At 70.4% G+C, this 25,588-nt stretch carries 23 protein-coding genes and 1 riboswitch; of the genes, 22 read left to right on the top strand and 1 reads right to left on the bottom strand.

The window, feature by feature from the left end; all coding sequences use genetic code 11:
* Positions 1-55: 55 nt before the first annotated feature.
* The 18 genes from kdpF (at position 56) to C8E96_RS20775 (ending at position 19,728) form a co-directional block, all read left to right on the top strand.
* A complete protein-coding gene (gene kdpF, locus C8E96_RS20860; RefSeq protein ID WP_133794632.1) occupies positions 56-151 on the top strand; it encodes a K(+)-transporting ATPase subunit F in 96 nt (31 codons plus the stop codon).
* A complete protein-coding gene (gene kdpA, locus C8E96_RS20855; RefSeq protein ID WP_091375030.1) occupies positions 151-1,812 on the top strand; it encodes a potassium-transporting ATPase subunit KdpA in 1,662 nt (553 codons plus the stop codon). The genes kdpF and kdpA overlap by 1 nt, the downstream gene beginning before the upstream one ends.
* On the top strand, positions 1,809-3,863 hold the full coding sequence (gene kdpB, locus C8E96_RS20850; protein WP_091375027.1) for a potassium-transporting ATPase subunit KdpB: 2,055 nt from the start codon (positions 1,809-1,811) through the stop codon (positions 3,861-3,863). Before kdpA ends, kdpB begins: the two co-directional genes overlap by 4 nt.
* Before the next feature lie 4 nt (positions 3,864-3,867).
* Positions 3,868-4,449 carry a potassium-transporting ATPase subunit C gene (locus tag C8E96_RS20845; protein ID WP_091375024.1) on the top strand — a complete coding sequence of 194 codons (582 nt, stop codon included), beginning with the start codon at positions 3,868-3,870 and terminating at the stop codon, positions 4,447-4,449.
* A 4-nt stretch (positions 4,450-4,453) separates the two neighbouring features.
* Positions 4,454-6,958 carry a DUF4118 domain-containing protein gene (locus tag C8E96_RS20840; RefSeq protein ID WP_166658064.1) on the top strand — a complete coding sequence of 835 codons (2,505 nt, stop codon included), beginning with the start codon at positions 4,454-4,456 and terminating at the stop codon, positions 6,956-6,958.
* A complete protein-coding gene (locus C8E96_RS20835) occupies positions 6,955-7,656 on the top strand; it encodes a response regulator (RefSeq protein WP_091375021.1) in 702 nt (233 codons plus the stop codon). The genes C8E96_RS20840 and C8E96_RS20835 overlap by 4 nt, the downstream gene beginning before the upstream one ends.
* 239 nt (positions 7,657-7,895) lie before the next feature.
* The gene (locus tag C8E96_RS20830; protein WP_228769894.1) at positions 7,896-8,393 is read left to right on the top strand and encodes a hypothetical protein; all 498 of its coding nucleotides are present in this window, start codon (positions 7,896-7,898) and stop codon (positions 8,391-8,393) included.
* Between the two features lie 65 nt (positions 8,394-8,458).
* The gene (locus C8E96_RS20825; protein WP_091375018.1) at positions 8,459-8,962 is read left to right on the top strand and encodes a hypothetical protein; all 504 of its coding nucleotides are present in this window, start codon (positions 8,459-8,461) and stop codon (positions 8,960-8,962) included.
* Between the two features lies 1 nt (position 8,963).
* Positions 8,964-10,127, top strand: a complete 1,164-nt coding sequence (locus C8E96_RS20820) for an MAB_1171c family putative transporter (protein ID WP_176926764.1) — start codon at positions 8,964-8,966, stop codon at positions 10,125-10,127.
* Positions 10,124-10,900 carry a class I SAM-dependent methyltransferase gene (locus tag C8E96_RS20815; protein ID WP_228769893.1) on the top strand — a complete coding sequence of 259 codons (777 nt, stop codon included), beginning with the start codon at positions 10,124-10,126 and terminating at the stop codon, positions 10,898-10,900. Before C8E96_RS20820 ends, C8E96_RS20815 begins: the two co-directional genes overlap by 4 nt.
* Positions 10,901-10,910: 10 nt before the next feature.
* Positions 10,911-11,528: a TetR/AcrR family transcriptional regulator gene (locus C8E96_RS20810; protein WP_091375014.1), complete on the top strand. Its 618-nt coding sequence runs from the start codon at positions 10,911-10,913 to the stop codon at positions 11,526-11,528.
* A 727-nt stretch (positions 11,529-12,255) separates the two neighbouring features.
* Positions 12,256-12,480, top strand: a riboswitch (cobalamin riboswitch).
* 121 nt (positions 12,481-12,601) lie between these two features.
* Complete coding sequence (locus tag C8E96_RS20805) at positions 12,602-14,932, top strand: ribonucleoside-diphosphate reductase subunit alpha (RefSeq protein WP_228769892.1); 2,331 nt, start codon at positions 12,602-12,604, stop codon at positions 14,930-14,932.
* Complete coding sequence (locus C8E96_RS20800) at positions 14,929-15,957, top strand: ribonucleotide-diphosphate reductase subunit beta (protein WP_228769891.1); 1,029 nt, start codon at positions 14,929-14,931, stop codon at positions 15,955-15,957. Before C8E96_RS20805 ends, C8E96_RS20800 begins: the two co-directional genes overlap by 4 nt.
* Before the next feature lie 88 nt (positions 15,958-16,045).
* Positions 16,046-16,405 carry a hypothetical protein gene (locus C8E96_RS20795; RefSeq protein WP_091375010.1) on the top strand — a complete coding sequence of 120 codons (360 nt, stop codon included), beginning with the start codon at positions 16,046-16,048 and terminating at the stop codon, positions 16,403-16,405.
* 75 nt (positions 16,406-16,480) lie between these two features.
* Positions 16,481-17,587, top strand: a complete 1,107-nt coding sequence (locus C8E96_RS20790) for a PLP-dependent cysteine synthase family protein (protein WP_091375007.1) — start codon at positions 16,481-16,483, stop codon at positions 17,585-17,587.
* Positions 17,584-18,831 carry an MDR family MFS transporter gene (locus C8E96_RS20785; protein WP_091375004.1) on the top strand — a complete coding sequence of 416 codons (1,248 nt, stop codon included), beginning with the start codon at positions 17,584-17,586 and terminating at the stop codon, positions 18,829-18,831. The genes C8E96_RS20790 and C8E96_RS20785 overlap by 4 nt, the downstream gene beginning before the upstream one ends.
* Positions 18,832-18,868: 37 nt before the next feature.
* Positions 18,869-19,336, top strand: a complete 468-nt coding sequence (locus tag C8E96_RS20780; protein WP_091375619.1) for a PaaI family thioesterase — start codon at positions 18,869-18,871, stop codon at positions 19,334-19,336.
* Positions 19,333-19,728, top strand: coding sequence for a YchJ family protein (locus C8E96_RS20775; RefSeq protein ID WP_091375622.1), 396 nt, complete (start codon positions 19,333-19,335; stop codon positions 19,726-19,728). The genes C8E96_RS20780 and C8E96_RS20775 overlap by 4 nt, the downstream gene beginning before the upstream one ends.
* Here the strand turns inward: C8E96_RS20775 and C8E96_RS20770 are convergent.
* Positions 19,714-20,877 (bottom strand): PucR family transcriptional regulator, encoded by a 1,164-nt coding sequence (locus C8E96_RS20770; protein WP_091375617.1) that lies wholly within the window; start codon positions 20,875-20,877, stop codon positions 19,714-19,716. The two genes, C8E96_RS20775 and C8E96_RS20770, sit on opposite strands and share 15 nt — an antisense overlap.
* A gap of 93 nt (positions 20,878-20,970) precedes the next feature.
* Here C8E96_RS20770 and C8E96_RS20765 point away from each other — a divergent pair, with 93 nt between their 5' ends.
* The 4 genes from C8E96_RS20765 to C8E96_RS20750 all read left to right on the top strand — a co-directional run bounded on the left by C8E96_RS20765 (position 20,971) and on the right by C8E96_RS20750 (position 25,555).
* Positions 20,971-22,032, top strand: a complete 1,062-nt coding sequence (locus C8E96_RS20765) for a ferredoxin reductase (protein ID WP_091375001.1) — start codon at positions 20,971-20,973, stop codon at positions 22,030-22,032.
* 11 nt (positions 22,033-22,043) lie between these two features.
* Entirely contained in the window at positions 22,044-23,165 is a 1,122-nt protein-coding gene (locus C8E96_RS20760) for a fatty acid desaturase family protein (protein WP_091374997.1), read from the top strand.
* 96 nt (positions 23,166-23,261) lie between these two features.
* Positions 23,262-24,590, top strand: coding sequence for an MBL fold metallo-hydrolase (locus tag C8E96_RS20755; RefSeq protein WP_091374994.1), 1,329 nt, complete (start codon positions 23,262-23,264; stop codon positions 24,588-24,590).
* A complete protein-coding gene (locus C8E96_RS20750; RefSeq protein ID WP_091374991.1) occupies positions 24,587-25,555 on the top strand; it encodes a sulfite exporter TauE/SafE family protein in 969 nt (322 codons plus the stop codon). Before C8E96_RS20755 ends, C8E96_RS20750 begins: the two co-directional genes overlap by 4 nt.
* Positions 25,556-25,588: the final 33 nt, after the last annotated feature.

The raw sequence follows: 25,588 nt of genomic DNA, 5'->3' as shown, positions 1-25,588 counted from the left end.
TGCTGATCGCCGGTTTCGCGGTCCTCACGGTCATTCTCCGCGGGCTGGAGCGCGGGTGAGCGACGTCCTCGCGAACGCCGTCGGCGGCGTGCTCGCCCTCCTGCTGATCGGCTACCTGTTCGTCGCGCTGATCCACCCGGACCGGTTCTGATGACCGACACCACCGCGGGCCTCTTGCAGATCGGTGTGCTGGTCCTGGCACTCGCCGCCGCCTACAAACCGCTCGGCGACCACCTGGCGCGCGTGTTCACCAGCGACCGTCACCTCCGGGTGGAACGCGGGATCTACGCCGCCGCCCGGATCGATCCCGGTTCCGAGCAGAACTGGGGCGGCTACGCCCGGGCCGTCCTCGGATTCTCCTTCGTCTCGATCGTGTTTGTGTATGTGCTGCAACGCCTCCAGCCGGTGCTCCCGTTCGACTTCGGACGCGGCGCGGTGGAGCCGTCGATGGCGTTCAACACCGCGGTCAGCTTCGTGACCAACACGAACTGGCAGTCCTACGTCCCGGAGACCGTCCTCGGCCACTCCGTGCAGTTGGTCGGACTGACCGTGCAGAACTTCGTCTCCGCCGCGGTCGGCCTGGCGGTGGCGATCGCGCTGATCCGCGGGTTCACCCGCTCGCGCACCGACCGGCTGGGCAACTTCTGGGTCGACCTGGTTCGCGGCGTCGTCCGCGGCCTGCTGCCACTGTCGTTCGTGTTCGCGATCGTGCTGGTCGCGCTGGGCGTGGTGATGAGCCTGCGGTCCGGTGTGGACTACACCGCCCTGGACGGCACCGCGCACACCAGCGCGCTCGCCCCGGCCGCGAGCCAGGAGGCGATCAAAGAGCTGGGCACCAACGGCGGCGGCATCTTCAACGCGAACTCCGCGCACCCGTTCGAGAACCCCAACGCCTGGTCCAACCTCCTGGAGATCTTCCTGCTGCTGGTCATTCCCGTGTCGCTGACCCGCACCTTCGGCACCCTCGTCGGCGACCGCCGCCAGGGCACCGCGCTGCTCGCGGTGATGGGGACGATCTGGTCGGGCATGCTCGCGGTCCTCTGGTGGGCCGAGACACACCCGAACGGCCCGGCCGCCCTGCTCGCGGGCGCGTCCACCGAGGGCAAGGAGGTCCGCTTCGGCATCGCCGGGTCGGCGCTGTTCGCCAACAGCACCACCGGGACGTCGACCGGCGCGGTGAACGCGGCGCACGACAGCCTCAGCGGCCTGGGCGGCGGCGCGGCGATGGTGAACATGCTGTTCGGCGAGGTGACGCCGGGCGGTGTGGGGACCGGGATGTACAGCATCCTGGTGATGGCGATCATCGCCGTGTTCCTCGCCGGGCTGATGGTCGGCCGCACGCCGGAGTATCTGGGCAAGAAACTCGGCCGTCGCGAGGTGACGGCCGCCGCGATCGTGTTGCTGGCCATGCCGACCGTGCTGCTGGTCGGGGCCGGGATCGCCGCCGTGCACCCGGGAACGGCCGCCGCGCTGAACAACTCCGGCGCGCACGGGCTCTCGGAGATCCTCTACGCCTACGCGTCGGCGTCGAACAACAACGGCAGCGCGTTCGCCGGGATCACCGTGACCAGCGACTGGTTCCAGTCGACTTTGGGCCTGTGCATGCTGTTCGGCCGGTTCATCCCGATCATCGCCGTGCTCTGCCTCGCCGGTTCCCTTGCCGCGCAACGCAAGACCCCGTCGACAGCGGGCACACTGCCCACCACGGGACCGCTGTTCGTCGGCCTGCTCAGCGGCACGGTCGTGCTGGTCGCGGCGCTCTCTTTCGTCCCGGCGCTGGCGCTGGGCCCCATCGCGGAGGCACTGGCATGAGCACCCTCATCGAAGAATCGGTAGAGGTGCAACACCACCACGCGCGCAGGACCGCCGCGGGTGTGTTCAGTCCGCGGCAACTCCTCACGTCGGTCCCGGACGCGCTGCGCAAGCTCGACCCGAGGCACCAGGCGCGCAACCCGGTCATGTTCGTCGTCTGGGTCGGATCGGTGCTGGTCACGGTCTTCGCGGTCACCGAGCCCAGCGTGTTCACCGTGGCCCTGGCCTGCTGGCTGTGGTTCACCGTGCTGTTCGCCAACCTCGCGGAGGCGGTGGCCGAGGGGCGGGGCCGGGCGCAGGCGGAGACGCTGCGCCGGGCCAAGCGGGAGACCGTGGCCCGTCGACTCCGTGACGGCCGTGAGGAATCCGTTCCCGGGGCCGAACTCGTGGTCGGCGACCTGGTCGTGGTCGAGGCGGGCGAGGTGATCCCGGGCGACGGCGACGTCGTCGAGGGCATCGCGACCGTCGACGAGTCGGCCATCACCGGGGAGTCCGCGCCGGTCATCCGGGAATCGGGCGGTGACCTGACGGCGGTCACCGGCGGCACGACCGTGCTCTCGGACCGCATCGTCGTGCGGATCACCACCAAGCCCGGCGAGTCCTTTGTGGATCGTATGATCGCGTTGGTGGAAGGCGCCCAGCGGCAGAAGACCCCCAACGAGATCGCGCTGACCATCCTGCTGTCCACGCTCACGATCATCTTCCTGCTCGCGGTCACCGCGCTGCAGCCGATGTCGATCCACTCCGGGGCACCGCAGTCCGTCGCGGTGCTGGTCGCGCTGCTTGTCTGCCTGATCCCGACGACGATCGGCGCGCTGCTCTCGGCGATCGGCATCGCCGGGATGGACCGGCTCGTGCAGCGCAACGTGCTCGCCACGTCCGGCCGGGCGGTCGAGGCGGCGGGCGATGTGAGCACGCTGCTGCTGGACAAGACCGGCACCGTCACCTTCGGCAATCGCCGGGCGACCGAACTCATCGCGGTCGGCGGGTCCACAGTGGACGAGCTGGCCGCGGCCGCCCGGCTGTCCAGCGTGGCCGACGAGACGCCCGAAGGCCGCAGCATCGTCGACCTGTGCCCTGGTGGCACAGCCATCGCGAACGCGGAGTTCATCCCGTTCAGCGCGCAGACCCGGATGAGCGGCGTCGACTTCGACGGTGTGTCGATCCGCAAGGGCGCGGCGAGCGCGGTCACCGACTGGGTGCGCGCCCACGGCGGCGAAGTGCCCGACGAGGTCGGCGCGATCACCGACCGGATCGCGGCCGAGGGCGCCACTCCCCTGGTCTGCGCGGAGCTGTCGAACGGTGTCGCGGTGGTGCGCGGGGTCATTCGACTGTCCGATGTGGTCAAGCCGGGGATGCGGGAACGGTTCGCCGAACTGCGCGCCATGGGGATCAAGACGGTGATGATCACCGGCGACAATCCCTTGACGGCCAAGGCGATCGCGATGGACGCCGGGGTCGACGACTACCTCGCCGAGGCCAAGCCGGAGGACAAGCTCGCGCTGATCCGGGCCGAGCAGGAGGGCGGCAGGCTCGTCGCGATGACCGGCGACGGCACCAACGACGCGCCCGCGCTCGCCCAGGCCGACGTCGGGGTCGCGATGAACACCGGGACGGCGGCGGCCAAAGAGGCCGGGAACATGGTCGACCTGGACTCCGACCCGACCAAGCTCATCGAGATCGTGGCGATCGGCAAGCAGCTGCTGATCACCCGCGGCGCGCTGACGACGTTCAGCCTGGCCAACGACCTGGCCAAGTACTTCGCGATCCTGCCCGCGATGTTCGCGGCGATCTATCCGGCGCTCGACAAGCTGAACGTCATGGGCCTGGCCACGCCGAAATCGGCGATCCTGTCCGCGGTGATCTTCAACGCGCTGGTCATCGTCGCGCTGATCCCATTGGCACTCAAGGGAGTCCGCTACCGGCCCGGCGGAGCGTCGGCGCTGCTGCGGCGCAACCTGCTGGTCTACGGGCTCGGCGGGGTGGCGACGCCGTTCCTCGGCATCTGGCTGATCGACCTGCTTGTCCGTCACCTCCCCGGGATTGGATGACCCGATGACCTCGTTTCTCCGCCAGACCACGGCGGGCCTGCGGGTCCTGCTCGTGCTGACCGTGCTCACCGGGGTGCTGTATCCGCTGTCCGTGTGGCTGGTGAGCAGACTGCCCGGCCTGCACCACCACGCGGAGGGCTCGGTGGTGTCCGTCGACGGCCGGGCGGTCGGCTCCGACCTGATCGGGGTGGACCTCGTCGCGGGCGACCCCGCGCACGACCCGTGGTTCCACACCCGGCCCACGGCCATCGCCGACACCACGACCTCGGGGGCGTCCAACAAGGGCGCGGGCGACGCGGGCCTGCTCGCCGCGGTCGCCGAACGCCGGGACGCGGTGGCCCGGCGTGAGGGCGTGGACCCGGCCGAGGTGCCCGCCGACGCGGTGACCGCGTCGGCGTCCGGGCTCGACCCGCACATCAGCCCGGCCTACGCCGAGCTGCAGGCCCCGCGGGTGGCGCGGGAGAGCGGGGTGCCGATCGAGACGGTCCGCGGGCTGATCCGGGAGCACACGACCGGATGGTTCTCCGCCGTCGACGTGCTCCGGCTCAATCTCGCCGTGCGCGCGGCCGTGAGCGGAGCAAACTGATCACGTGAGCGAGACCGAAGGACACCGCCCACGCCGGGGCGAGCTGCGCATCTACCTCGGCGCCGCCCCTGGCGTGGGCAAGACCTTCGCCATGCTGGACGAGGGCAGGCGCAGGCGCGAGCGCGGCACCGACGTCGTGGTCGGGCTGGTCGAGACGCACGGGCGGGCCAAGACCGCCGCGCTGCTCGACGGCCTGGAGGTGATACCCCGGCGCCGGTCCGAGCACCGCGGGGTCGAGCTGACCGAACTGGACGTCGACGCCGTGCTGGCCCGCGAGCCGCGGCTGGCCCTGGTCGACGAACTCGCCCACACGAATGTCCCCGGCAGCCGCAACGCCAAGCGGTGGCAGGACATCGAGGAACTCCTCGACGCCGGGATCGACGTGCTGTCCACGGTGAACATCCAGCACCTGGAGGGGCTCAACGACGTCGTCGAGCGGATCACCGGTGTGCGCCAGCAGGAGACCGTGCCCGACGAGGTGGTGCGCCGAGCCGAGCAGGTCGAGCTGGTCGACCTGACCCCGGAGGCCCTGCGCCGCCGCCTGGCGCACGGGAACGTGTACCCCGAGCACCGGGTCGACGCCGCGCTCGGCAGCTACTTCCGCCCCGGCAACCTGATCGCACTGCGCGAGCTGGCCCTGCTCTGGGTCGCCGACCAGGTCGACGTCGCGCTGCGCCGCCACCGCGCCGACGAGTCGATCACCGACACCTGGGAGACCCGCGAGCGCGTGGTCGTAGCCGTCACCGGGGGCCCCGAGAGCGAGACGATGGTCCGCCGCGCCCGCCGCATCGCCTCCCGCGCGGGCGCGGACTTCCTTGTGGTGCACGTCCTTCGCGGGGACGGCCTCACGGGCGCCGACCCGCATGCCCTCGCCCGGCTGCGCACCCTCGCCGACGACGTCGGCGCCACTTTCCACACCGTGGTCGGCGACGACGTGCCGACCGCGCTGCTCGACTTCGCCCGCGGTGTCGACGCGACCCAGCTCGTCCTGGGCACCTCGCGGCGGTCCCGGCTGGCCCGGCTGCTCGACGCGGGGATCGGCTCGGCGGTCCTTCAGGGCTCCGGCGCGATCGACGTGCACATGGTGACCCACAAGGAATCCGGCGTCCGGCGGGCGAACCCGGCCGCGCGCGGCGCGCTCACCCGGCGGCATCGACTCCTCGGCCTGACCGCGGCGATCCTGGGACCGGCCCTGGTCACCGCCCTCGGGTTGCCGCTGCGGGCGACCCTGGACATCTCCTCGCTGGTCGTGGCGCACATGCTGGTGCTCGTCGGAGTCGCGATGCTCGGCGGGATCGGCCCGGCGCTGGTGGCGGCGCTGCTCAGCGGCGCGCTGCTGAACTACTTCTTCACCGAGCCGTACCACACGCTGCTGGTCGCCGACGGCTCGAACGTCGTCACCCTGGCCGGGATGGTCGCTGTCGGTGTGCTGGTCGCGCTGGTCGTCGACCGGGCGAGCAGACGCGCCGCGGAGGCCGCGCGGGCGGGTACGGAGGCGGCGCTGCTGGGCTCCTACGCGCGGACGGTGCTGACGCACAAGGAGCCGCTGCCCCGGCTGCTGGCCAAGATCCGGGAGAACTTCGGCCAGGACTCGGTGGCGCTGCTGGAGAAACGCGACGGCGAGTGGCGGGAGGCGGCGGTCGCGGGAACTCCGTCCGGCGAGCCGGGCACCGAAGTCCCGGTCACCGACGACATCGTGCTCGCCCTGCGCGGCAAGCCGCTGCCCGCGGCGGACCGGCGGGTCCTGGAGACGGCAGCGGGCCAGGCGCTGCTCGCCCTGCGCCAGCAGCGGATGGCCGAGGAGGCCGCGCACGGCCGGGCCATGGCCGACACCGCCAAACTGCGCACTGCCCTGCTCTCCGCGGTCGGACACGACCTGCGCACCCCGCTCACGTCCATCAAGGCCGCCATCGGCAGCCTGCGCGACACCTCCATCGAGCTGTCACCGCACGACACCGGCGAACTGCTCGCCACCGTCGAGGAGTCCGCCGACCGCCTCGCCGGTCTCGTCGACAACCTGCTCGACGCGTCCCGGCTGGCCACCGGGGCGGTCCGGCCGCACCTCGACGAGGTCGGCTACGACGAGGTGGCGAACCGCGCGCTGTCCGGAATGGACGGACGGGACGCGGTGGCGGTCGACATCGACGAACGGCTGCCCGCCGTGCTCGCCGACGCGGGCCTGCTCGAACGGGTCATCGCCAACGTCGTCGACAACGCCCTGCGGCACGGCGGTTCGGGGGTGGCCGTGCGGGCCAGCAGCCACGCCGCCCAGGTCGAGCTGCGGGTCGTCGACCGCGGACCGGGACTGCCCAAGGGCGCCGCCGACACCGCGTTCGAGCCGTTCCAGCGGCTGGGCGACCGGGATCCCACCACCGGTGTCGGCCTGGGGCTGGCGGTCGCCAAGGGGTTTACCGAGGCCATGGGTGGCACGATCAGCGCGGAGGACACTCCGGGCGGCGGCCTGACCATCGTGATCGCGCTGCGCGCGGCCGGGAACGGAGAAAAGTGACCAAGATCCTGGTCGTCGACGACGAGCCGCAGATCGTGCGCGCGCTGCGGATCAACCTGACCGCGCGCGGCTACGAGGTCGTCACCGCCGCCGACGGGGCCGCGGCCCTGCGCGCGGCCGCCGAGACCAAACCCGACGCCGTCGTGCTCGACCTTGGGCTGCCCGATATCGACGGCACCGAGGTGATCCACGGCCTGCGCGGCTGGAGCACGGTCCCGATCATCGTGCTGTCCGCCCGGGTCGACTCCACCGACAAGGTCGTCGCGCTCGACGCGGGCGCCGACGACTACGTCACCAAGCCCTTCGGCATGGACGAGCTCCTGGCCCGCCTGCGCGCCGCCGTCCGCCGGGCCGCGACCGCGCCCGCCGACGACGACCCGGTGGTGGAGACCGAGGCGTTCACCATCGACATCGCCGCGAAGAAGGTCCACCGCGACGGCGTGGAGGTACACCTGACCCCGACCGAATGGGGGATGCTGGAGATCCTGGTGCGCAACAAGGGCAAGCTGATCGCCCAGAAGCAGCTGCTGCGCGAGGTGTGGGGCCCGAACTACGGCGACGAGAAGCACTATCTGCGCGTCTACATGGCCCAGTTGCGCCGCAAGCTCGAACCGCGGCCGAGCGACCCGCGCTACCTGCTCACCGAGCCGGGCATGGGCTACCGCTTCGAGACACCGCGGGAGGCGAACGGGACTTAGGCCCGCGCGTGCCCTCAGCACCGCGCGGGCCTGCCCCGCCCTGACGTTAGTGGCCGAATTTCTTCGGCCTGGACACCCGGTGAGCGGTTCCCCGTGCTGAGAAGCCCCCTGGTCCTCTCACCAACCGTCCGCTTTAGCGGATGCCCTGTGGTGAGCATAGGCTAGGAGTGCCTCCGTTTGTCAACCACACCAGGGTGATCCACACTAGGCTCTGAACGAAAGCGTCCGCTGCAGCGGACGTGAAGGTCGAGGGTGAGGACAGCGCGATGGACTCCCAGCAGCGCAAAAGCGAGGTTGCCGAGGGTGTTCTCGCCGAGAAGATCAACCACCTGCTGTCGCGGCTGTACCCCGAAAAGGAGTCCCGGCCCGGCTACGCCAAGCTGGCGGGCCAGATCCGGGAGCAGACCGGCAAGGCCATGTCGGCGACCTACCTGTGGGAGCTGGCCAGCGGCCGCAAGCGCAACCTGACCCAGGACACGCTGGTCACGCTGGCCGAGTTCTTCGGCGTCCCCGCCGAGTACTTCCTCGACGACGTGGTCGCCTCCCGGGTCGACGCGCAGCTCGACCTGGCGCTCGCGCTGCGCAACCAGAAGGTTCGCTCGATCGCGCTGCGAGCCGAGGGATTGTCTGACGATACGCTGGACGCGCTGCTGGCCATGGTCACCGAAGCGCGGCGGATCGAGCGGCTGGAGCCCACGACGGACTCGGGCGAGACCCGGTCCGAGCGGGACGAGTGATGCTCTGCACTCCCGGACCATGGCCGCGGTTTCGGAGGTGCCCGAGCGGAGGTGTCGGCGACGACATGATCACACGACGCGGCTACAAGAAGTGCCGCACCCTGGTGGACGGCCTCGCGCTGCCCAGGCCGTTCTCCGTCTCCGCGCTCGTGGAGATGCTCGCCGAGCAGCGGCAGCGCCCCATCGACATCGGCACCCTGCCCGCGGGCCTCACGGTCAACGCCTGCGGCGCGTGGCTGCACTTGGCCGACCGGGATGTGATCTTCGTCGAGGCCAAGACCAGCCCGTACCACCGCGACCACATCGTGCTGCACGAAATCGGACACATGCTGTGTGACCATCGGAGCAAGGCAGACGATATCGTCGCCGACCTCGGGCGGTTTCTCCCTGACCTGTCGCCCGCGCTGGTGCGCCGCCTGCTGGCCCGCACCAGTTACAGCACCGACGAGGAGCAGGAGGCGGAACTGGTGGCGAGCTTGATCCGGATCACCGCGCAGGCACAGGCACCCGGTGGGTCCACCGGGGCACTGAGCGAACTCGAGGCCGCGCTCGGCCTGTGGAGCCGCTGAGATGACACCGGCCCTGCTCAAGCAGTTCGGCACCGCCCTGGTCATGTACGGCGCCATCGCGCTGTGGATCGCGCTCGCGCTGCGTTTCGCCGGGGCCATGCGCTCCCGGCCGCAGCGGCGGCTGCTGATCGCCATCGCCGGTCTCGCCGGTTCGATCACGGTGTACCTCGACCCGATCACCAAGGTGCTCAACGAGACCTACGTGCTCGGAACAAGCTGTGGCATCGCGATGAACATCTGGGGCGTCATCAGCTCCGCGTTCATCCTCGACTTCGTGCTGGCGGCGATCTCGCGCCGCAGGCCCCTGCTCGTCTACGGGTCGGCGGCGGCCGTGTGCGTCGCGCTGATCTGGCTCAACACCGGCCCGGTGCCCGCCGCGGGCTGCGTCACCTCCATCGCGGTCCCCTGGTACAGCCCGTTCTGGTGGCTGCTGTGCGTCGCGCACGTCGTCGCCGTGCTGCCCTGTGCCGTGCTGTGCGCCCGCTACGCCCGCCAGGCGAGCACCCGCGCCCTGCGCGCGGGCCTGCTGCTCCTCGCGGCGGGTTTCGCCTCGTCGACGATCTTCTGGTCGTTCGTGGTCCTGGGCTACCTGCTGACGCACAACCCGTGGCTGGGCTCCTCGTTCTCGCTGAACATCGGCATCACCGCCTGGCTGATGGTGGCCGGCGTGACCGTGCCGGTCGTCGCCCACGTCTGGCGCCTCGCACGCGACCTGCGGGTCCTGCGCGCGCTCGAACCGCTGTGGCAGGACCTGGTCGAAGCCGTCCCGCACGTGCGGATGCCCGACCCGAAGGCCCGCTTCGCCTCCATCGACATGCGGCTCTACCGCCGGGTCATCGAGATCCGCGACGCCCTGCTGATCCTGCGCGACTACGTCGACCAGGACACCGTCGACGCGGCGAAGGCCCACGCGCTCGCCGCCGACCCGAACCCCGACACCATCGAGGCACGGGCCACCGCGCGCTGGCTGGCGGCGGCCCAGCAGGCCAAGGCGCGGGGCGTCGAGCCCCGACCGGACGCCGACGCCACCGCGTCACAGCGGCAGAGCAGCGACGACCAGTGGACCGGTGAGCTGGCCTTCCTCGAACTGCTGTCGCAGGCCTGGCGCTCGCCCGGTGCGCTGGAGTTCGCCGGGGCCAAGTCGGCGGCGGAGGAATCCGCGTGAGCGGCGGCTACCGCGACAGTGTGCTGAGCAAGGACTCCCCCGGCGAACGCGGCAGACTCGGCTCCATCCAGTCCTCTGTGGACGGATTCACGACCGGCATCCTCGACAGTCTGGGCGTCGACAAGGACTGGGACTGCCTCGAACTGGGGGCGGGCGCGGGATCCATCGCCGACTGGCTGGCGGAGCGCTGCCCCGAGGGCCGGGTCGTCGCGGTCGACATCGACACCCGCTACCTCGCCCCGGACCGCTACGAGGTGGTCAAGGCGGACATCACCGACGCGGACTTCTCCCCCGGCCGCTTCGACCTGGTGCACGCCCGATTCACCCTGTGCCACCTGCCCGAACGCGACGACGTCGTCCGGCGGGCGGCATCGTGGCTCAAGCCCGGCGGCTGGCTGGTCGTCACCGACCCCTACCAACTGCCCGGGGAAACGTCCCCGTTCCCGGTGATGACCCGGATCATGGACGCCTACCGCGAGGTCATGGCGGGTCATGGAGCCGACCTCACCTGGGCGCGCGGACTGCCGTCGCTGCTGGCGGGTGCGGGCCTGGAGTCGATCGACTTCACCGGCAGGCTCGCCTGCATGGGCAACCTGGAGCGCGACCGCTGGCGCCCGCTGATCGACCAGGCCGCCCCCGGCCTGCTGGCGAGCGGCAAGGTCACCCAGGCCGACCTGGACGAGTTCCACACGCTGCTCACGGACCCGACGTTCATCGACATCCCCCAGTTCACCCTCGCCGCCTGGGGCCGCGCCATTACTACCAACGCGTAACATTGGCCTGGTGACCCCAGGCGAAGCCCCGACCAAGCGCAAGCGCCGCGTCTACGCGGCTCGCGTCCCCGTCGAACAACGCCGCTCCGAACTCCTCGACGCCGCCCTGCATCTGGTGGTGACGGCAGGACACACGGCCGTCACGATGGACGCGGTGGCGGAGCAGGCCGGGGTCACCAAACCAGTCGTCTACGGCGTCTTCGGCAACCGCGCGGAACTACTGGACACCCTCCTGCGCCGCGAACAGGAACAGGGCTTGGCCCAACTGGCGGCGATCCACCCCGACCCGGCGAAAACGGACCCGGGCGACCAACTCGCCCACATCCTGGCGGAATTCCTGAAAGCGGTCCGCGAGGCCCCGGACCGATGGACCTGCATCGTGATGCCCATGGCAGATATGCCGGCCCAATTCCACGCCGTTCGCGAAGAGGCCAGGGGAAGAGTCCTCAAGCGCACCGAGAAACTGGCAAGCGAACTACTTCCGAAACATAAGGCCGACCTCGACCCAGAGATCGTCGCCCACACCGTCGTAACCCTATTCGAGATGGCCGCCCGACTAGTCCTGACAGATCCCGAACGCTACCGCCCGGAGCGCTTCACCACCGCAATCCGAACGGCACTCAACTAAACCTGCACCACTTGAGCAGGTCAGCCCTGCCCCAGAACCCAATGAACGCAAGGGGCCGAACCCAACGGCCTATTTGGGTGGTTCGCCTTGATTTGGGGTGAAATGGGCCTAAACTTCCGGCGCGGGTGGGTTTCACCTCCCCACCCTCTTTGCCCGCGCAGGCCCATTTCTGGGGGTCCCCAAATCAAGGCGAACCACCCAAATAGGCACCAGCACGCCAAAGACGCCCGAAACGCATCAAGCCACCGAACGAGTCCGAAACACAGCACGCCGAGAAGCCCGCAAACTCCCCCGACAAGCCCGAACAACCTGCCGATTCGCGAAAGAATCCGGCACCCCACAAGTCCCACACAACAGCGCCACAGTCCCAGCGAGCTCATCCACCGCGACCGAAACCGCCCGCCCGCAACACCAGCGGTGACCAGTCACCGCGATGACATGCTGCGGCGACGCCACACACTCGTGAACCCACCGCCGGTGCAGCCCACAAGTGATCCGGTCGTGCGGCGACAACGTGCCGCGCCCCTCAGCGCGGTCCTCCACGTCGAGCGTCGCGGCCAACCCAGCGGAGATAGTGGTGTTCATAGGTCCCAGCATCGACTGTCCCACCCGGACAGTGAATTGGTGAAGTTACGTATTTCGGTACCTAACTCGCACGTACGTATCCCCGGGCAGCCGCGACACTCCGACACAACATGTAGGTGCACGAGCCCGGTGATCACCCATGTATTGTGTGCCGAGAGCTGGTTCGGCCGTCCAACCAGGGCGGCCGTCGCAAGAGGGAACCCGGTGTGAGTCCGGGACTGCCCCGCAGCGGTGAACGGGAACGACCGCCGTCAACAAGCACTGGACGAAGTCCGGGAAGCGACGGCCAGTAGACCTGCCGACAGGCGCGACGGCGCCGGTCGGCCTGCCCGTGAGTCCGAAGACCTGCCCGCTCACCCGTCCGCGTCGCGGGCGGGAGTTCCTGGTCCCGAGGGAGGGCCGTGGGCTGCGCGGCGCCGGTGGGCGCCGTCGGTTCCGCGTGCGCTCCGGGGGCAGGACGTCAGCCCGAGCTCGCGAGGAGAGAGCCCGTGACAGCCACCACCCAGACCGCCGCCCAAACGATGCGCGTCCGCAAGCGCAGCGGCGACACCGAGCCGGTCGACCCAGCCAAGATCATCCGTGCCGTCGCCCGCTGCGCCGACGGCCTGGCCGAGGTCGACCCGCGCCGGGTGGCCACGAAGACGATCAGCGGGCTCTACGACGGCGCGAGCACCGAGGAACTCGACCGGCTGTCCATCCAGACCGCCGCCGAGCTGGTGTCCGAGGAGCCGCAGTACTCCAAGCTCGCCGCCCGCCTGCTCGCCGGCTACCTCGACAAGGAGACCCGCGGGCAGGGCGTGCACTCGTTCAGCCAGAGCGTCGCGCTCGGCCACGCCCACGGCCTCATCGGCGACGGCACGGCGGCGTTCGTGGCCACGCACGCCCGCAAGCTCGACGACGCCGTCGACCACGACGCCGACCTGCGGTTCGAGTACTTCGGCCTGCGCACGGTCTACGACCGCTACCTGCTGCGCCACCCCGACAACCGGGCCGTCGTCGAGCGGCCGCAGCACTGGCTGCTCCGAGTCGCGTGTGGACTGTCGCACACGCCGAGTGAGGCCATCGCGTTCTACCGGCTGATGTCGTCGCTGGCCTACCTGCCCAGTTCACCGACCCTGTTCAACTCCGGCACCCGGCACACCCAGATGTCGTCGTGCTACCTGCTCGACTCGCCGCGCGACGAGCTGGAGTCCATCTACGAGCGGTATTCCCAGATCGCGCGGCTCTCGAAGTTCGCGGGCGGCATCGGTGTGCAGTGGTCGCGGGTGCGTTCGCGCGGCGCGCTGATCCGGGGCACCAACGGGCACTCCAACGGGATCGTGCCGTGGCTGCGGACACTGGACGCGTCGGTGGCGGCGGTCAACCAGGGCGGCAGGCGCAAGGGCGCGGCCTGCGTGTACCTGGAGACCTGGCACCCCGACATCGAGGAATTCCTCGAACTGCGCGACAACACGGGTGAGGACGCGCGGCGGACGCACAACCTGAACATCGCCAACTGGATCCCCGATGAGTTCATGCGCCGGGTCGAGGCCGACGCCGACTGGTCGCTGTTCGACCCCGCCGAGATCCCCGAGCTGCCTGACCTGTGGGGCGAGGCGTTCGACCGCGCCTACCGCGCCGCCGAGGAGGCCGGACGGGCTGTGCGCACAGTCAAGGCGCGGGACCTCTACGGCCGCATGATGCGCACGCTCGCCCAGACCGGCAACGGGTGGATGACGTTCAAGGACACCGCGAACCGCACCTGCAACCAGACCGCCGAGCCCGGCAACGTCGTGCACCTGTCCAATCTCTGCACCGAGATCCTGGAGGTGACCAGCGACGACGAGACCGCGGTGTGCAACCTCGGCTCGGTCAACCTCGGCGCGCACCTCGACCACGCCGGGGGCATGGACTGGGAGCGGCTGCGCGAGACCGTCCGCACGGCCGTCACGTTCCTCGACCGGGTGATCGACATCAACTACTACCCCACCGAGCAGGCCGGCCGGAGCAACCCGCGCTGGCGCCCGGTCGGGCTCGGGGTGATGGGCCTGCAGGACGTGTTCTTCGCGCTGCGCCTGCCGTTCGACAGCGCGGAGGCGAAGGAGCTGTCGACCCGGATCGCCGAGGAGATCTACCTGACCGCGCTGGAGACCTCGGCGGCGCAGGCGGCGAGCGCGGGCGCGCACCCGGCCTACCAGCAGACCCGCGCGGCCCGCGGGGACCTGCAGCCGGACCTGTGGGGAGTGACGCCGACGCAGACCGAGCGGTGGGCGGCGGTGCGGGAGCGGATCGCCGAGCACGGCCTGCGCAACTCGCTGCTGATCGCGGTGGCGCCGACGGCGACGATCGCGTCCATCGCGGGCTGCTTCGAGTGCGTCGAGCCGCAGGTGTCGAACCTGTTCAAGCGCGAGACGCTCTCGGGTGAGTTCCTCCAGGTGAACTCGTACCTGGTGGCGGAGTTGAAGAAGCACGGCCTGTGGACACCGTCGGTGCGCTCGACCCTCAAGCGCGACGAGGGTTCCGTGCAGGGCATCGAGTCCCTGCCCGAGGAGAGCCGGGCGCTGTTCCGCACCGCGTGGGAACTCCCGCAGCGCGCTTTGATCGACCTCGCCGCCGCGCGCGGCCCGTACATCGACCAGAGCCAGTCGCTGAACCTGTTCGTCGCCTCGCCGACGATCGGGAAGCTGTCGTCGATGTACCGCTACGCCTGGCAGACCGGCCTCAAGACCACGTACTACCTGCGCTCCCGCCCGGCGACGCGCATCCAGCAGGCGACGGTTTCACCTGACGCAATCGCTTGCTCCTTGGAGAACCCCGAGACCTGCGAGGCGTGCGAGTGACCACTTTGGACAACACCCGGCGGGCCAAGTCCCTGCTCGACCCTGGCATGGACCTGACCCTGCGGCCGATGCGGTACCCCCGGTTCTACGAGAGCTTCCGCGACGCCATCAAGAACACGTGGAGCGTCGAGGAGGTCGACCTGCACTCCGACCTCGCCGACCTGAAGAAGCTGACCGGCGCCGAACGGCACCTGATCAACCGGCTGGTCGCCTTCTTCGCCACCGGCGACACCATCGTCGCCAACAACCTGGTGCTGAACCTCTACCAGCACATCAACGCCCCCGAGGCCAGGCTCTACCTGTCGCGGCAGCTGTTCGAGGAGGCCGTGCACGTCCAGTTCTACCTGACCCTGCTCGACACCTACCTGCCCGACGAGCAGGAGCGGGCCGCCGCGTTCGCCGCGGTGGAGAACATCCCGTCGATCCGGGACAAGGCGGAGTTCTGCTACCGCTGGATCGACTCGATCAACGGCCTGCACCGTCTGGAGTCCAAAGAGGACCGACGCGGGTTCCTGCTGAACCTGATCTGCTTCGCCGCGTGCATCGAGGGCCTGTTCTTCTACGGCGCCTTCGCCTACGTGTACTTCCTGCGGTCCAGGGGCCTGCTCAACGGCTTGGCGTCAGGCACGAACTGGGTCTTCCGGGACGAGTCCATGCACATGGCGTTCGCCTTCGACGTGGTGGAAACCGTCCGCCGCGAGGAACCGGACCTGTTCGACGACGCGCTGCACGACCAGGTCCGCCAGATGCTGCGCGAAGCGGTCGACGCCGAGACCCGGTTCGCCGAGGACCTCCTCGGCCAGGGCGTCGCGGGCCTGCCGCTGAGCGACATGCGCGCCTACCTGGAACACGTCGCCGACCGCAGGCTCGCGGCGTTGGGGCTGGCACCGGAGTACGGGTCGGGCAACCCGTTCACGTTCATGGAGCTGCAGGACGTGCAGGAGCTGTCGAACTTCTTCGAGCGGAAGGTGTCGGCGTACCAGGTCGCCGTCACCGGCTCGGTGAGCTTCGACGAGGACTTCTGACCGATTGGGAAATTCACAACCCCGCCGCCGCGCGAGATGTGGGCCACACGCCGAACCCCGTGCGGCCGACACTGCTAGCTTCGAGATCATGGGGAAGCAGCCGACTCCCGCGCGGCGGCGCGGTGCGTGGTCGGGCCTCGCCCTGCTCATCTCCTCGCTGTTGGTGCTCGCGGCGGCATTGTGTCCGCCGCACCAGGACAGTGTGGGCGCGGCTCCGGCAGCCGTCGAGCACCACCTCGACGGCTGCGGCGTGGGCGCGCACCAGGCGCACGTGCCGGACTCCACCTCCACCTCCACCTCCACCGCGACGGCGGAGTCCGACCACTGCGAGCGGCCGGTCACGGCACTGCCCGCCGACCCGGCGCCACCCGTCGAGACCCCCCGCGCGTCGTTACCCCGCCCCTCGGGACGCGCGTTACTGGTCGAGATCTCGGTCGCCAGGTCCTGACGTCGCCAGCCGCGCGGCAGCGCGGCTCCGGCCCTGACGTCTTGTCCCTTGTGGACACTCTCGAATCGAGCTCCGATGACCGACATCCTGCGTACCCGCGCGAACACCGCCCATCTCGTCAACCCCGCCGCCGCCACCTGCCTCACCGCGGCCAACGCGGTCGGCAACACGCCCGTGCTCTGGATCGACCGCCCGCTCTGCCCCGCGGGACGGGGTTTCTGGGCGAAGCTCGAAGGCTGCAACCCCGGTGGGATCAAAGATCGCCCCGCCCTGCACATGGTCACTCAGGCGCGGGCGCGCGGCGATCTCGCGCCCGGCGCGAGGATCGTCGAGTCCACCAGCGGCACCCTCGGACTCGGCTTGGCGCTGGCCGGGATCGTGCACGGGCACCCGGTCACCCTCGTGTCCGATCCGGGGATGGAGCCGATGATGCACCGGCTGCTCAGCGCGTATGGCGCGCGGGTGGAGACGGTGACCGAGCCGCATCCGAAGGGCGGGTGGCAGCAGGCGCGCAGGCAGCGGGTGCGCGCGATCCTCGACGCGGCCCCCGGCAGCTATTGCCCGGACCAATACAACAACCCCGACAACGTCGCCGCCTACGCGCCGCTCGCCTTGGAGCTGCTCGCCCAACTCGGCCGCATCGACGTGCTGGTGTGCTCGGTGGGGACGGGCGGGCACTCGGCAGGGATCGCGAAGGTGCTGCGCGAGTACTTCCCGCACCTGCGGCTGATCGGCGTCGACACGGTCGGGTCGACGATCTTCGGCCAGCCCGCGGGCACCCGGCTCATGCGTGGGCTGGGGTCGAGCATCCACCCACGCAACGTCGACTACGCGGCGTTCGACGAGGTGCACTGGGTCGCCCCCGCGGAGGCGGTCAAGTCGTGCCGCGCCCTGGCGTCGACGCACCACGCGGGCGGGGGTTGGAGCGTCGGCGCGGTCGCGCTGGTGGCGGGCTGGGCGGCCCGCACGCAGGACCCGCACACGCGGATCGTCGCGGTGTTCCCCGACGGCCCGCACCGCTACTTCGACACCGTCTACAACGACGATTACTGCGCCGCACACGGCCTACTCGGCTCCCCCACACCCGACGAACCGGACGTGATCGCCAGTCCGTCCGACCGGGTCGTCACCCGCTGGACCCGCTGCACGACCGTGCACGCCCCCGAGGCGGCGGGCGCATGACCGGCGTGCTGCGGGAATACCGGTCGTTCGGCAGGCCGGTCCGGCTGATGGTGCTCAACCAGTTCACCATCAATCTGGGCTTCTACATGCTGATGCCGTATCTGGCGATGCACCTGTCGGGCGAACTCGCGCTCGCCGGGTGGCTGGTCGGCCTGATCCTCGGGGTGCGCAACTTCGCCCAGCAGGGGATGTTCCTGATCGGCGGCACGCTCGCCGACCGGTTCGGCTGCAAACCGCTCATCGTCGCCGGATGCGCCTTGCGCACAGCGGGTTTCGCCCTCCTGGGCGTGGTCGACTCGGTTCCGGCGCTGATCATCGCCTCCGCCGCCACCGGTTTCGCCGGGGCGCTGTTCAACCCGGCCGTCCGCGCCTATGTCGCCCAGGACGCCGGGCCGCGCCGGGTCGAGGCGTTCGCGTTGTTCAACGTCTTCTACCAGGCGGGAATCCTGCTCGGCCCGGTCGTCGGCCTCGGCCTCACCGCGTTGGATTTCCGGCTGACGTGCCTGGTGGCGGCCGGGGTCTTCGCGGTGCTGACCGTCCTGCAGCTCCGGTCGCTGCCCGGCCAGGACGCGCCCGCGCGCTCGGAGGTCCGGGTGACCCGGGTGTGGCGGTCGATCCTGGCCAACCGCCCGTTCCTGCTGTTCTCCCTGGCGATGGTCGGCTCGTACGTCCTGTCGTTCCAGGTGTATCTGGCGCTGCCGCTGGAAGCCCGACGGGTGCTGGGCCCCGGCCCGGCCGGAACCGCCGTGGTGACCGCGTTGTTCGCCGTGTCCGCGGGCCTGGCGGTGGCGGGTCAGCTTCGGGTGACGGCGGTGTTCAAGCGCAGGTTCGGCCCAGACGGCAGCCTCGTCGCGGGTCTGGCCCTGATGAGCACCGCCTTCCTCCCGCCCGCCCTGACCTCGGGTGCGGGCGCCGCGCCCACGGTGGCCGCGCTGCTGGCGAGCGCGATCCTGCTGGCGCTGGGGACGGCGGTGGTGTTCCCGTTCGAGATGGACACGATCGTCCGTCTGTCCGGCGACCACCTCGTCGCGACCCATTACGGCCTGTACAACACTTTCGTCGGTGTCGGCATCCTGCTCGGCAACCTGTTCACCGGCACGGCACTGGACCTGGCCCGCTCCGCCGGGCTGCCCGCCCTGCCCTGGCTGGCCCTGACCGTGATCGGAATCGGCTGCGCCGCCTACGTACACCGCCTCACCCGATCCGAAGTGGAGCGGTCGACGGCACCGGTCCCGAGCCCGTGAGAAACAATGGGCCGCACCGGGACGAGTGGAGAAGGCCATGACGCAGCGTGACGACTTAGGGATCAGCATTCAGGAGCGGCTGTATCCCGACCTGCCGTGCTTCGGCTGTGGGCACGGCAACGACAAGGGCCTCAAGCTGCGCAGCTACCCCGCGGACGGGTTCGTGACCGCCGAGTTCACGCCGTGGCCCGAGCACGACAACGGGCTCGGCTACCTCAACGGCGGCATCATCGGCACCGTGCTGGACTGCCACTCGGCGGCGGCGGTGATGTTGGAGGCGGATCGGCGGGGCTGGCCGCCGCTGCCGGGGGCCGCGCTGTCCTATGTGACCGCCGGGCTGGCAGTGCGCTACCTGCGTCCCGCTCCCCTGCACGACACGGTGGAGCTGCGCGCCACGGTGATCGAGGCGGCGGAGGCGGCGATGACCGTGGAGGTCGAACTGAACTGGGACGGCAAGACCCGTGCCGCCGCGACCGCACTGTGGAAGCGCTGGCGGCCGCGGTGACCCCCTTGAACCGCTGCCCTTGCGGAACCGGTGAAACCCTCGACGAGTGCTGCGGCAGGCTGCACTCCGGCGAGGCGAAAGCCGCGACCGCCGAACAACTGATGCGCTCCCGCTTCAGCGCGTTCGCCGTGGGCGACGAGGCATACCTGTTGTCCTCCTGGCATTCCTCGACCCGCCCGGCCGAACTTGATCTCGACCCCGGGCAGCGCTGGACCGCCCTGGAGATCATCGGCAAGAGCCGCGGCGGCCCATTCGACAAAGAGGGCACCGTCGAGTTCCGCGCCCACTACCGCGAAGGCCGCACCGCAGGCGTCCTCCACGAGAACAGCACTTTCACTCGCGAAAACGGGCACTGGGTGTACGTGGATGGGACCCAGTCACCGCGCGGCTAGGGCCAAGGTCAGTTCCAGCACCGTGCGCGGGTCGTCGAGTTTCTCGCCATACAGCTCGCGGAGTTGGCCCATGCGGTAGCGCACGGTCTGCGCGTGGACGAACAGGTCCGCCGCGATGTCCTCACGCCTGCCGTGGTGCAGCAGCCACGACCGCAGGGTGTCGGTCAGCTTCTCCGCGGTGGTCGGCCGAAGCGCGCGGATCGGGGCGAGGACGCGGGCCCGCAGGTCCTCCAGCGCGCCTTCGTCGGCCCGCACCACCAGCTCCGCCAGGTGCGCGTCGGTGTCGCCTGCCAACCCGAGCCGCCAGGCGCGCAGAGCGCGGTCGTACGACGTGCGCACTTGAAGCCACTCGCGGGTCGGCCCGACGAAAGCGTCCGTCCGCCGAAGCGCGCGCAGCAGCGTGGCCCGCGGCGCGTCGGGGACCAGCAGGGCGCCGACCTCGTCCTCCAACCCGGGGACGTCCTCGGCGGGCTGCAGCGTCCGCGCGTCGAGCGGGGTCAGGGCCTTGCGCAGCTGATCGACCGGCACCAGCACCGCGGTCAACGTCCGCGGCGGCGGCCAGTGGGCGCGTTCGGCGGCGGCCAGGACGGCGTCGGCGGGCGCCCCGGTCAGCAGGGCGTGGCTGAGCCGTTCCAGGTGCCGCTGCCGGACCCGGCCGGTGGTGGCCAGTTCGTCGGCGTGCCCGGCGACGCTGGCGGCGGACAGCTCGTCGATGTAGGCGAACACCAGCTCGGCGAACTGGGCCAGCGCCGCCGCGTCGAGGCCGCCCTCCAGCGCGGCGGCGGCCAGCTCACGCCAGGACACCCGAGCCCCGACCCGGTACGCGGCGAGCAGGGCTTCCATGGACCGGCCGCTGCGCGCCTCGCCGCGTCCGAGGTCGCGGGCCGCGTCGACCGCGGGACCCATCGGGGTGCTCGGGTCGGCCCCTTTGGTCCGGGAGGCCAGGTCGAGGAAGCGGCCGAGCGCGAGCTGGACGGCGCGTTCGATGTTCGCGCCCATCTTCCCGCTGAGCGCCCCGGTGTAGCTGGGCACCTCGACGATGATCGCCGCCACGGTCAGCTCGGCGATCGACGGCAGCCGGGCGCGCAGGACGGCTTCGGCCCCGGCGGACAGTTCGAGGTCGGACACCTCACGTGGCCCTTGCGGCATGCGCACCTCTTTGTTCGCAGGGCATAGTTTCCCGCGCCCGATTCACACCTACTGGTCAGGACTTTACGCCGTACGGACCAGCAATATTGAAGTATGACCTCGACCGTGCCGCGACTGCGCGACCGGCTGCTGCGACTCGCCGAACTGGCGACGACCCCACTGGTGCCCAGCGACTACCTCGACATCCTCAACCCGCTGCGCGCGGGTGCTGACCTGCGCGGACGCATCGAAGAGCTGCGTCCCGAGACGCGCGACGCGGTCACCCTGGTCATCCGCCCCGGCCGCGGCTGGCGGCCGCACACCCCCGGCCAGTACGTGCGCATCGGCGTCGACGTCGACGGCGTGCGCCAGTGGCGGGCCTACTCGCTGACCTCCCCGGCCGACCGCGCGGACGGCCGCATCACCGTCACGGTGAAGGCCATCCCGGACGGCGTGGTCAGCAACCACCTCGTCCGCCGCGCGCGCCCCGGCACGGTCATCCAGCTCGACCAGGCCACCGGCGACTTCGTGCTGCCGACCGTGCGGCCCGAGAAGGTCCTGTTCGTCACCGCGGGCAGCGGCATCACCCCGGTGATGGGCATGCTCCGCTCCGCCCTGGACGACCTGCGCGACGTCGTGCTGCTGCACTCGGCGCCGACGGCGGAAGACGTGATCTTCGCCAGCGAGCTGCGCGCACTGCGCGGCCGGATCACGCTGATCGAACTGCACACCGACACCGACGGCATGCTCGACGTCGCCGACCTGGGCAAGCTCGTCCCGGACTTCGCCGAGCGCGAGACCTGGGCGTGCGGCCCCACCGGCCTGCTGGACGCACTGCAGGAGCACTACACCGAGCGGGACCTGACGCTGCGCACCGAGCGTTTCCGCCCGACCGTCCTCGTCACCGGCGACGGCGGCACGGTCACCTTCGCCAACTCCAACACCGTCGTTGATACAGACGGCACCGGCCCGCTGCTCGACGCGGGCGAGGCCGCCGGCGTCCTGATGCCGTCCGGCTGCCGCATGGGCATCTGTTTCGGCTGCGTCGTGCCGCTGCGCGAAGGCGCGGTGCGCGACCTGCGCAACGGCGCGCTGACCACCGCCGCCCCCGGGGACGGCGTCCGCATCCAGACCTGCGTCACGGCCGCCGCGGGCGACTGCACAATCGAGCTGTAGAGGAACACGTCATGACCGCACTCACGGCCACCAGCCGCGGCCCCATCGACCACCTGAGCGCCGAGGACATCGAGCTGCTCGGCAAGGAACTCGACGCCATCCGCCAGCAGATCCTCGACTCGCGCGGCGAGCGGGACGCGGCCTACATCCGCAAGGTGATCGACGCGCAGCGCAAGCTGGAGCTCACCAGCCGCGGCATCCTGCTGTTCTCCCTGTTCCCGCCCGCGTGGCTGGTCGGCACGGCCGGTCTGGGGCTGGCGAAGATCCTGGAGAACATGGAGATCGGCCACAACGTCATGCACGGCCAGTGGGACTGGATGCGTGACCCGAAGATCCACTCGACCACCTGGGAGTGGGACAACGCCTCCCCGTCGGCGCAGTGGAAGCACTCGCACAACGAGCTGCACCACACGTACACCAACGTCATCGGCAAGGACAACGACCTCGGCTACGGCATCATGCGGGTCGACGAGGACCAGAAGTGGCACCCGATCTACCTGGGCCAGCCGCTGTGGAACTTCGTCAACGCGTGCATCTTCGAGTACGGCATCGCGGCCTATGACCTCGAGCTGGGCAAGAACCTGCACAAGCGGCGCCGCAAGAACCCGGAGTTCCAGGCCCGGCTGAAGCAGGCGCTGAAGAAGATCCGCGGCCAGATGACCAAGGACTACGTCATCCACCCGCTGCTGTCGGGTCCGTCGGCGGTCACCACGCTGACCGCGAACCTCACCGCGAACCTGATCCGCAACCTGTGGACCCACTCGGTGATCATGTGCGGCCACTTCCCCGAGGGCGTCCAGACCTTCTCGAAGAAGTCCATCGACGGCGAGTCCCGCGGCGAGTGGTACCTGCGCCAGATGCTCGGCTCGGCCAACATCTCCGGCGGCCCGCTGCTGCACCTGATGACCGGCAACCTGTCGTACCAGATCGAGCACCACCTGTTCCCGGACCTGCCGAGCAACCGGTACCAGGAGATCGCCCCGAAGGTCCAGGAACTCTTCGAGCGCTACGGCCTGACCTATGTCAGCGGCTCCCTGCCCAAGCAGGTCGCCTCGGCCTGGGCCAAGGTCATCCGCCTCTCCCTTCCGAACGACCTCCTCACCAAGCTGGGCAAGCTCACCAAACTCGCCTGACCGGCTCTTCCAGCCTGCGCGCCCGGCCGGGGCGACTTGTCCCGGCCGCCAGCCAGCCCTTAGTGTCATTTGTACCGACATTTAAGGGGGCGCGAGTTGACCAGACTCGTCTTCCAGCAGTTCTACCTCGACTGCCTCTCCCACGCGTCCTACCTCGTGGGCGACCGGCACACCGGTCGGGCCGTCGTGGTCGACCCGCAACGCGACATCGGGGGCTACCTCGACGCGGCGCGGGACGCGGGCCTGCTGATCGAGCGGGTGATCGAGACCCACGTGCACGCCGACTTCCTGTCGGGGCACCTGGAACTCGCCGAGGCCACGGGCGCGCGGATCTCCTACGGCTCGGCCGCCCAGGTCGACTTCCCCATCGACCCGCTCGACGACGGCACGCGGGTCTCGCTCGGCGGGGTCGACCTCGAGATCATGCACACCCCCGGCCACACGCCGGAGTCGATCTGCGTGGTCGTCCGCGAGCATCCCGACGCGGCCCCTTATGGCGTGCTCACCGGCGACACGCTGTTCATCGGCGACGTCGGCCGCCCCGACCTGCTCGGCGCCAACGGCTGGTCGGCCGAGGACCTGGCCCGCGCCCTCTACCGCTCGACCCGAGAGCGCCTGCTGACGCTGCCCGACGCGACCAGGGTGTTCCCCGCGCACGGCGCGGGCTCGGCGTGCGGCAAGAGCCTGTCCACCGAGACGAGCAGCACCATCGGCGAGCAGCGCACGGCGAACTACGCGCTGGCGCCGATGAGCGAGGACGAGTTCGTCCACGCCGTGTGCGACGGGCAGAGCATCGCGCCGATGTACTTCGCCTTCGCGTCGCACCGCAACCGCGAGAACCGGCCCACGTTCCACGAGGACCTTCCGGTGCCGATCGTCGACAGCCTCGACGGCGTCACCGTGCTCGACACCCGAGACCCGGACGACTTCGCCCGCGGCCACGTCGCAGGCGCGATCAACGTCGGCCTCGACGGCCGGTTCGCCGACTTGACCGGCCAGGTCCTGCGGTTCGACGCGCCGATCGTGCTGGTCTGCGAGCCGGGACGCGCCGAGGAGGCCCGCAACCGGCTGGCCCGCATCGGGTTCGACCGGGTCCTGGGCCGATGGGACAAGCCCGGCGACGTCACCACCCGCCGGCTGAGCCCGTCGGACCTCGAAAGCACCACCGCGCGCCTGGTCGACGTGCGCGCGGCGGGTGAGGTCGAGTCGGCCGGGACCATCCCGGGCGCGCTGCACGTCCCGCTCACCGAACTGCTCAAGCGGCTGGACGAACTGGACCCCGCCGAGCCCACCGTCGTGTACTGCGCGGGCGGTTTCCGCTCGTCGGTCGCCGCGTCGGTGTTGCGGGCCAACGGCTTCACCGACGTGGCGGACCTGGCGGGCGGCTACAACGCCTGGCGGGACGCCCGGGTGGAGACGGTGTGAACACGGTGCTGCTCGCGTTGACCGCGGGCGCGGTCATCGGGATCGCACTCGGCGCGCTGGGCAGTGGCGGCGGGGTGCTGGGCGTGCCCGTGCTGATCTACCTGCTCGGCCTCGACCCGGCCAGTGCGGCCACCGCGAGCCTGCTGGTCGTCTCCGTCACGTCGGTGACGGCCCTGGTTCGGCACGCGCACAACGTGCACTGGCGGACGGGGGCCGTGTTCGCCGCCGCGGGCCTGCTTCCGGCGGTCGGGGCGGCGACGCTGGCCGAGCACCTCCCCCGGTCGGTCCTGACCGGCATCTTCGCCATGATCGCCGCCGCCGCGGCCTTCGCCCTGGTCCGCGCCGTCCCCGACGACGAGAATCCCGCCCTGCTCGGCGGAATGAGCCGAACGGCGACCCTCGGGGGTAGCGATGCCGACACCCGCGCGGGCAGTGGCAAACCGAAGCTCACCCAGCACATCGCCGGCAGCGAACTCGCCGACACAGGCGGCGCGGGCAAGGCCGGCCCGCGATTGGTCCACCTGGCCGAAGGCGGCACCGCCGACCTGGTCGCCACCACAGCCACCGTTGTCGAACAGCGGCCGGGAACCGGTCGGGCCATGGTGTCCGGCGGTGGGCTCGGCGCGATCACCGGCCTGCTCGGCGTCGGCGGCGGCTTCCTCGCCGTTCCCACCCTGGTCACCGTCATGCGGCTGCGGATGCGCGCGGCCGTCGCCACCAGCCTGTTCGTCATCGCCGTCAACTCCGCCGCCGCCCTGACCACCCGGCTGAGCACCACCGCCCCCGACCTCGACTGGGCCGTCCTCGGCCCGTTCGCCGGCGCCGCGCTCCTCGGCGCGTGGGATGGCAAACGCTTGTCCGCCAAGGTGTCCGAGACGACCCTGCGCAGGCTGTTCGCCGTCCTGCTGTTCGGTGTCGCGGTGTTCATGCTCGTCGACTCCGTGATCAGGCACGTCGCCGGATAACGCCGTATTCAGTCGGTCGCCTGCGGTAACTTC

The sequence above is a fragment of the Actinokineospora alba genome (assembly GCF_004362515.1).
In the GTDB taxonomy this organism is placed as follows: domain Bacteria; phylum Actinomycetota; class Actinomycetes; order Mycobacteriales; family Pseudonocardiaceae; genus Actinokineospora; species Actinokineospora alba.
This window is presented reverse-complemented; position numbering and strand designations above follow the sequence as displayed.

What these genes read in the sequence shown, in the direction of transcription:
- C8E96_RS20790 (WP_091375007.1), top strand. Translation starts at nt 16,481, where the DNA reads ATGACCGACATCCTGCGTACCCGCGCGAACACCGCCCATCTCGTCAAC.
- C8E96_RS20765 (WP_091375001.1), top strand. Translation starts at nt 20,971, where the DNA reads ATGACCTCGACCGTGCCGCGACTGCGCGACCGGCTGCTGCGACTCGCC.
- kdpB (WP_091375027.1), top strand. Translation starts at nt 1,809, where the DNA reads ATGAGCACCCTCATCGAAGAATCGGTAGAGGTGCAACACCACCACGCG.
- C8E96_RS20785 (WP_091375004.1), top strand. Translation starts at nt 17,584, where the DNA reads ATGACCGGCGTGCTGCGGGAATACCGGTCGTTCGGCAGGCCGGTCCGG.
- C8E96_RS20845 (WP_091375024.1), top strand. Translation starts at nt 3,868, where the DNA reads ATGACCTCGTTTCTCCGCCAGACCACGGCGGGCCTGCGGGTCCTGCTC.
- C8E96_RS20820 (WP_176926764.1), top strand. Translation starts at nt 8,964, where the DNA reads ATGACACCGGCCCTGCTCAAGCAGTTCGGCACCGCCCTGGTCATGTAC.
- C8E96_RS20780 (WP_091375619.1), top strand. Translation starts at nt 18,869, where the DNA reads ATGACGCAGCGTGACGACTTAGGGATCAGCATTCAGGAGCGGCTGTAT.
- C8E96_RS20760 (WP_091374997.1), top strand. Translation starts at nt 22,044, where the DNA reads ATGACCGCACTCACGGCCACCAGCCGCGGCCCCATCGACCACCTGAGC.
- C8E96_RS20795 (WP_091375010.1), top strand. Translation starts at nt 16,046, where the DNA reads ATGGGGAAGCAGCCGACTCCCGCGCGGCGGCGCGGTGCGTGGTCGGGC.
- C8E96_RS20770 (WP_091375617.1), bottom strand. Translation starts at nt 20,877, where the DNA reads ATGCCGCAAGGGCCACGTGAGGTGTCCGACCTCGAACTGTCCGCCGGG.
- C8E96_RS20825 (WP_091375018.1), top strand. Translation starts at nt 8,459, where the DNA reads ATGATCACACGACGCGGCTACAAGAAGTGCCGCACCCTGGTGGACGGC.
- kdpA (WP_091375030.1), top strand. Translation starts at nt 151, where the DNA reads ATGACCGACACCACCGCGGGCCTCTTGCAGATCGGTGTGCTGGTCCTG.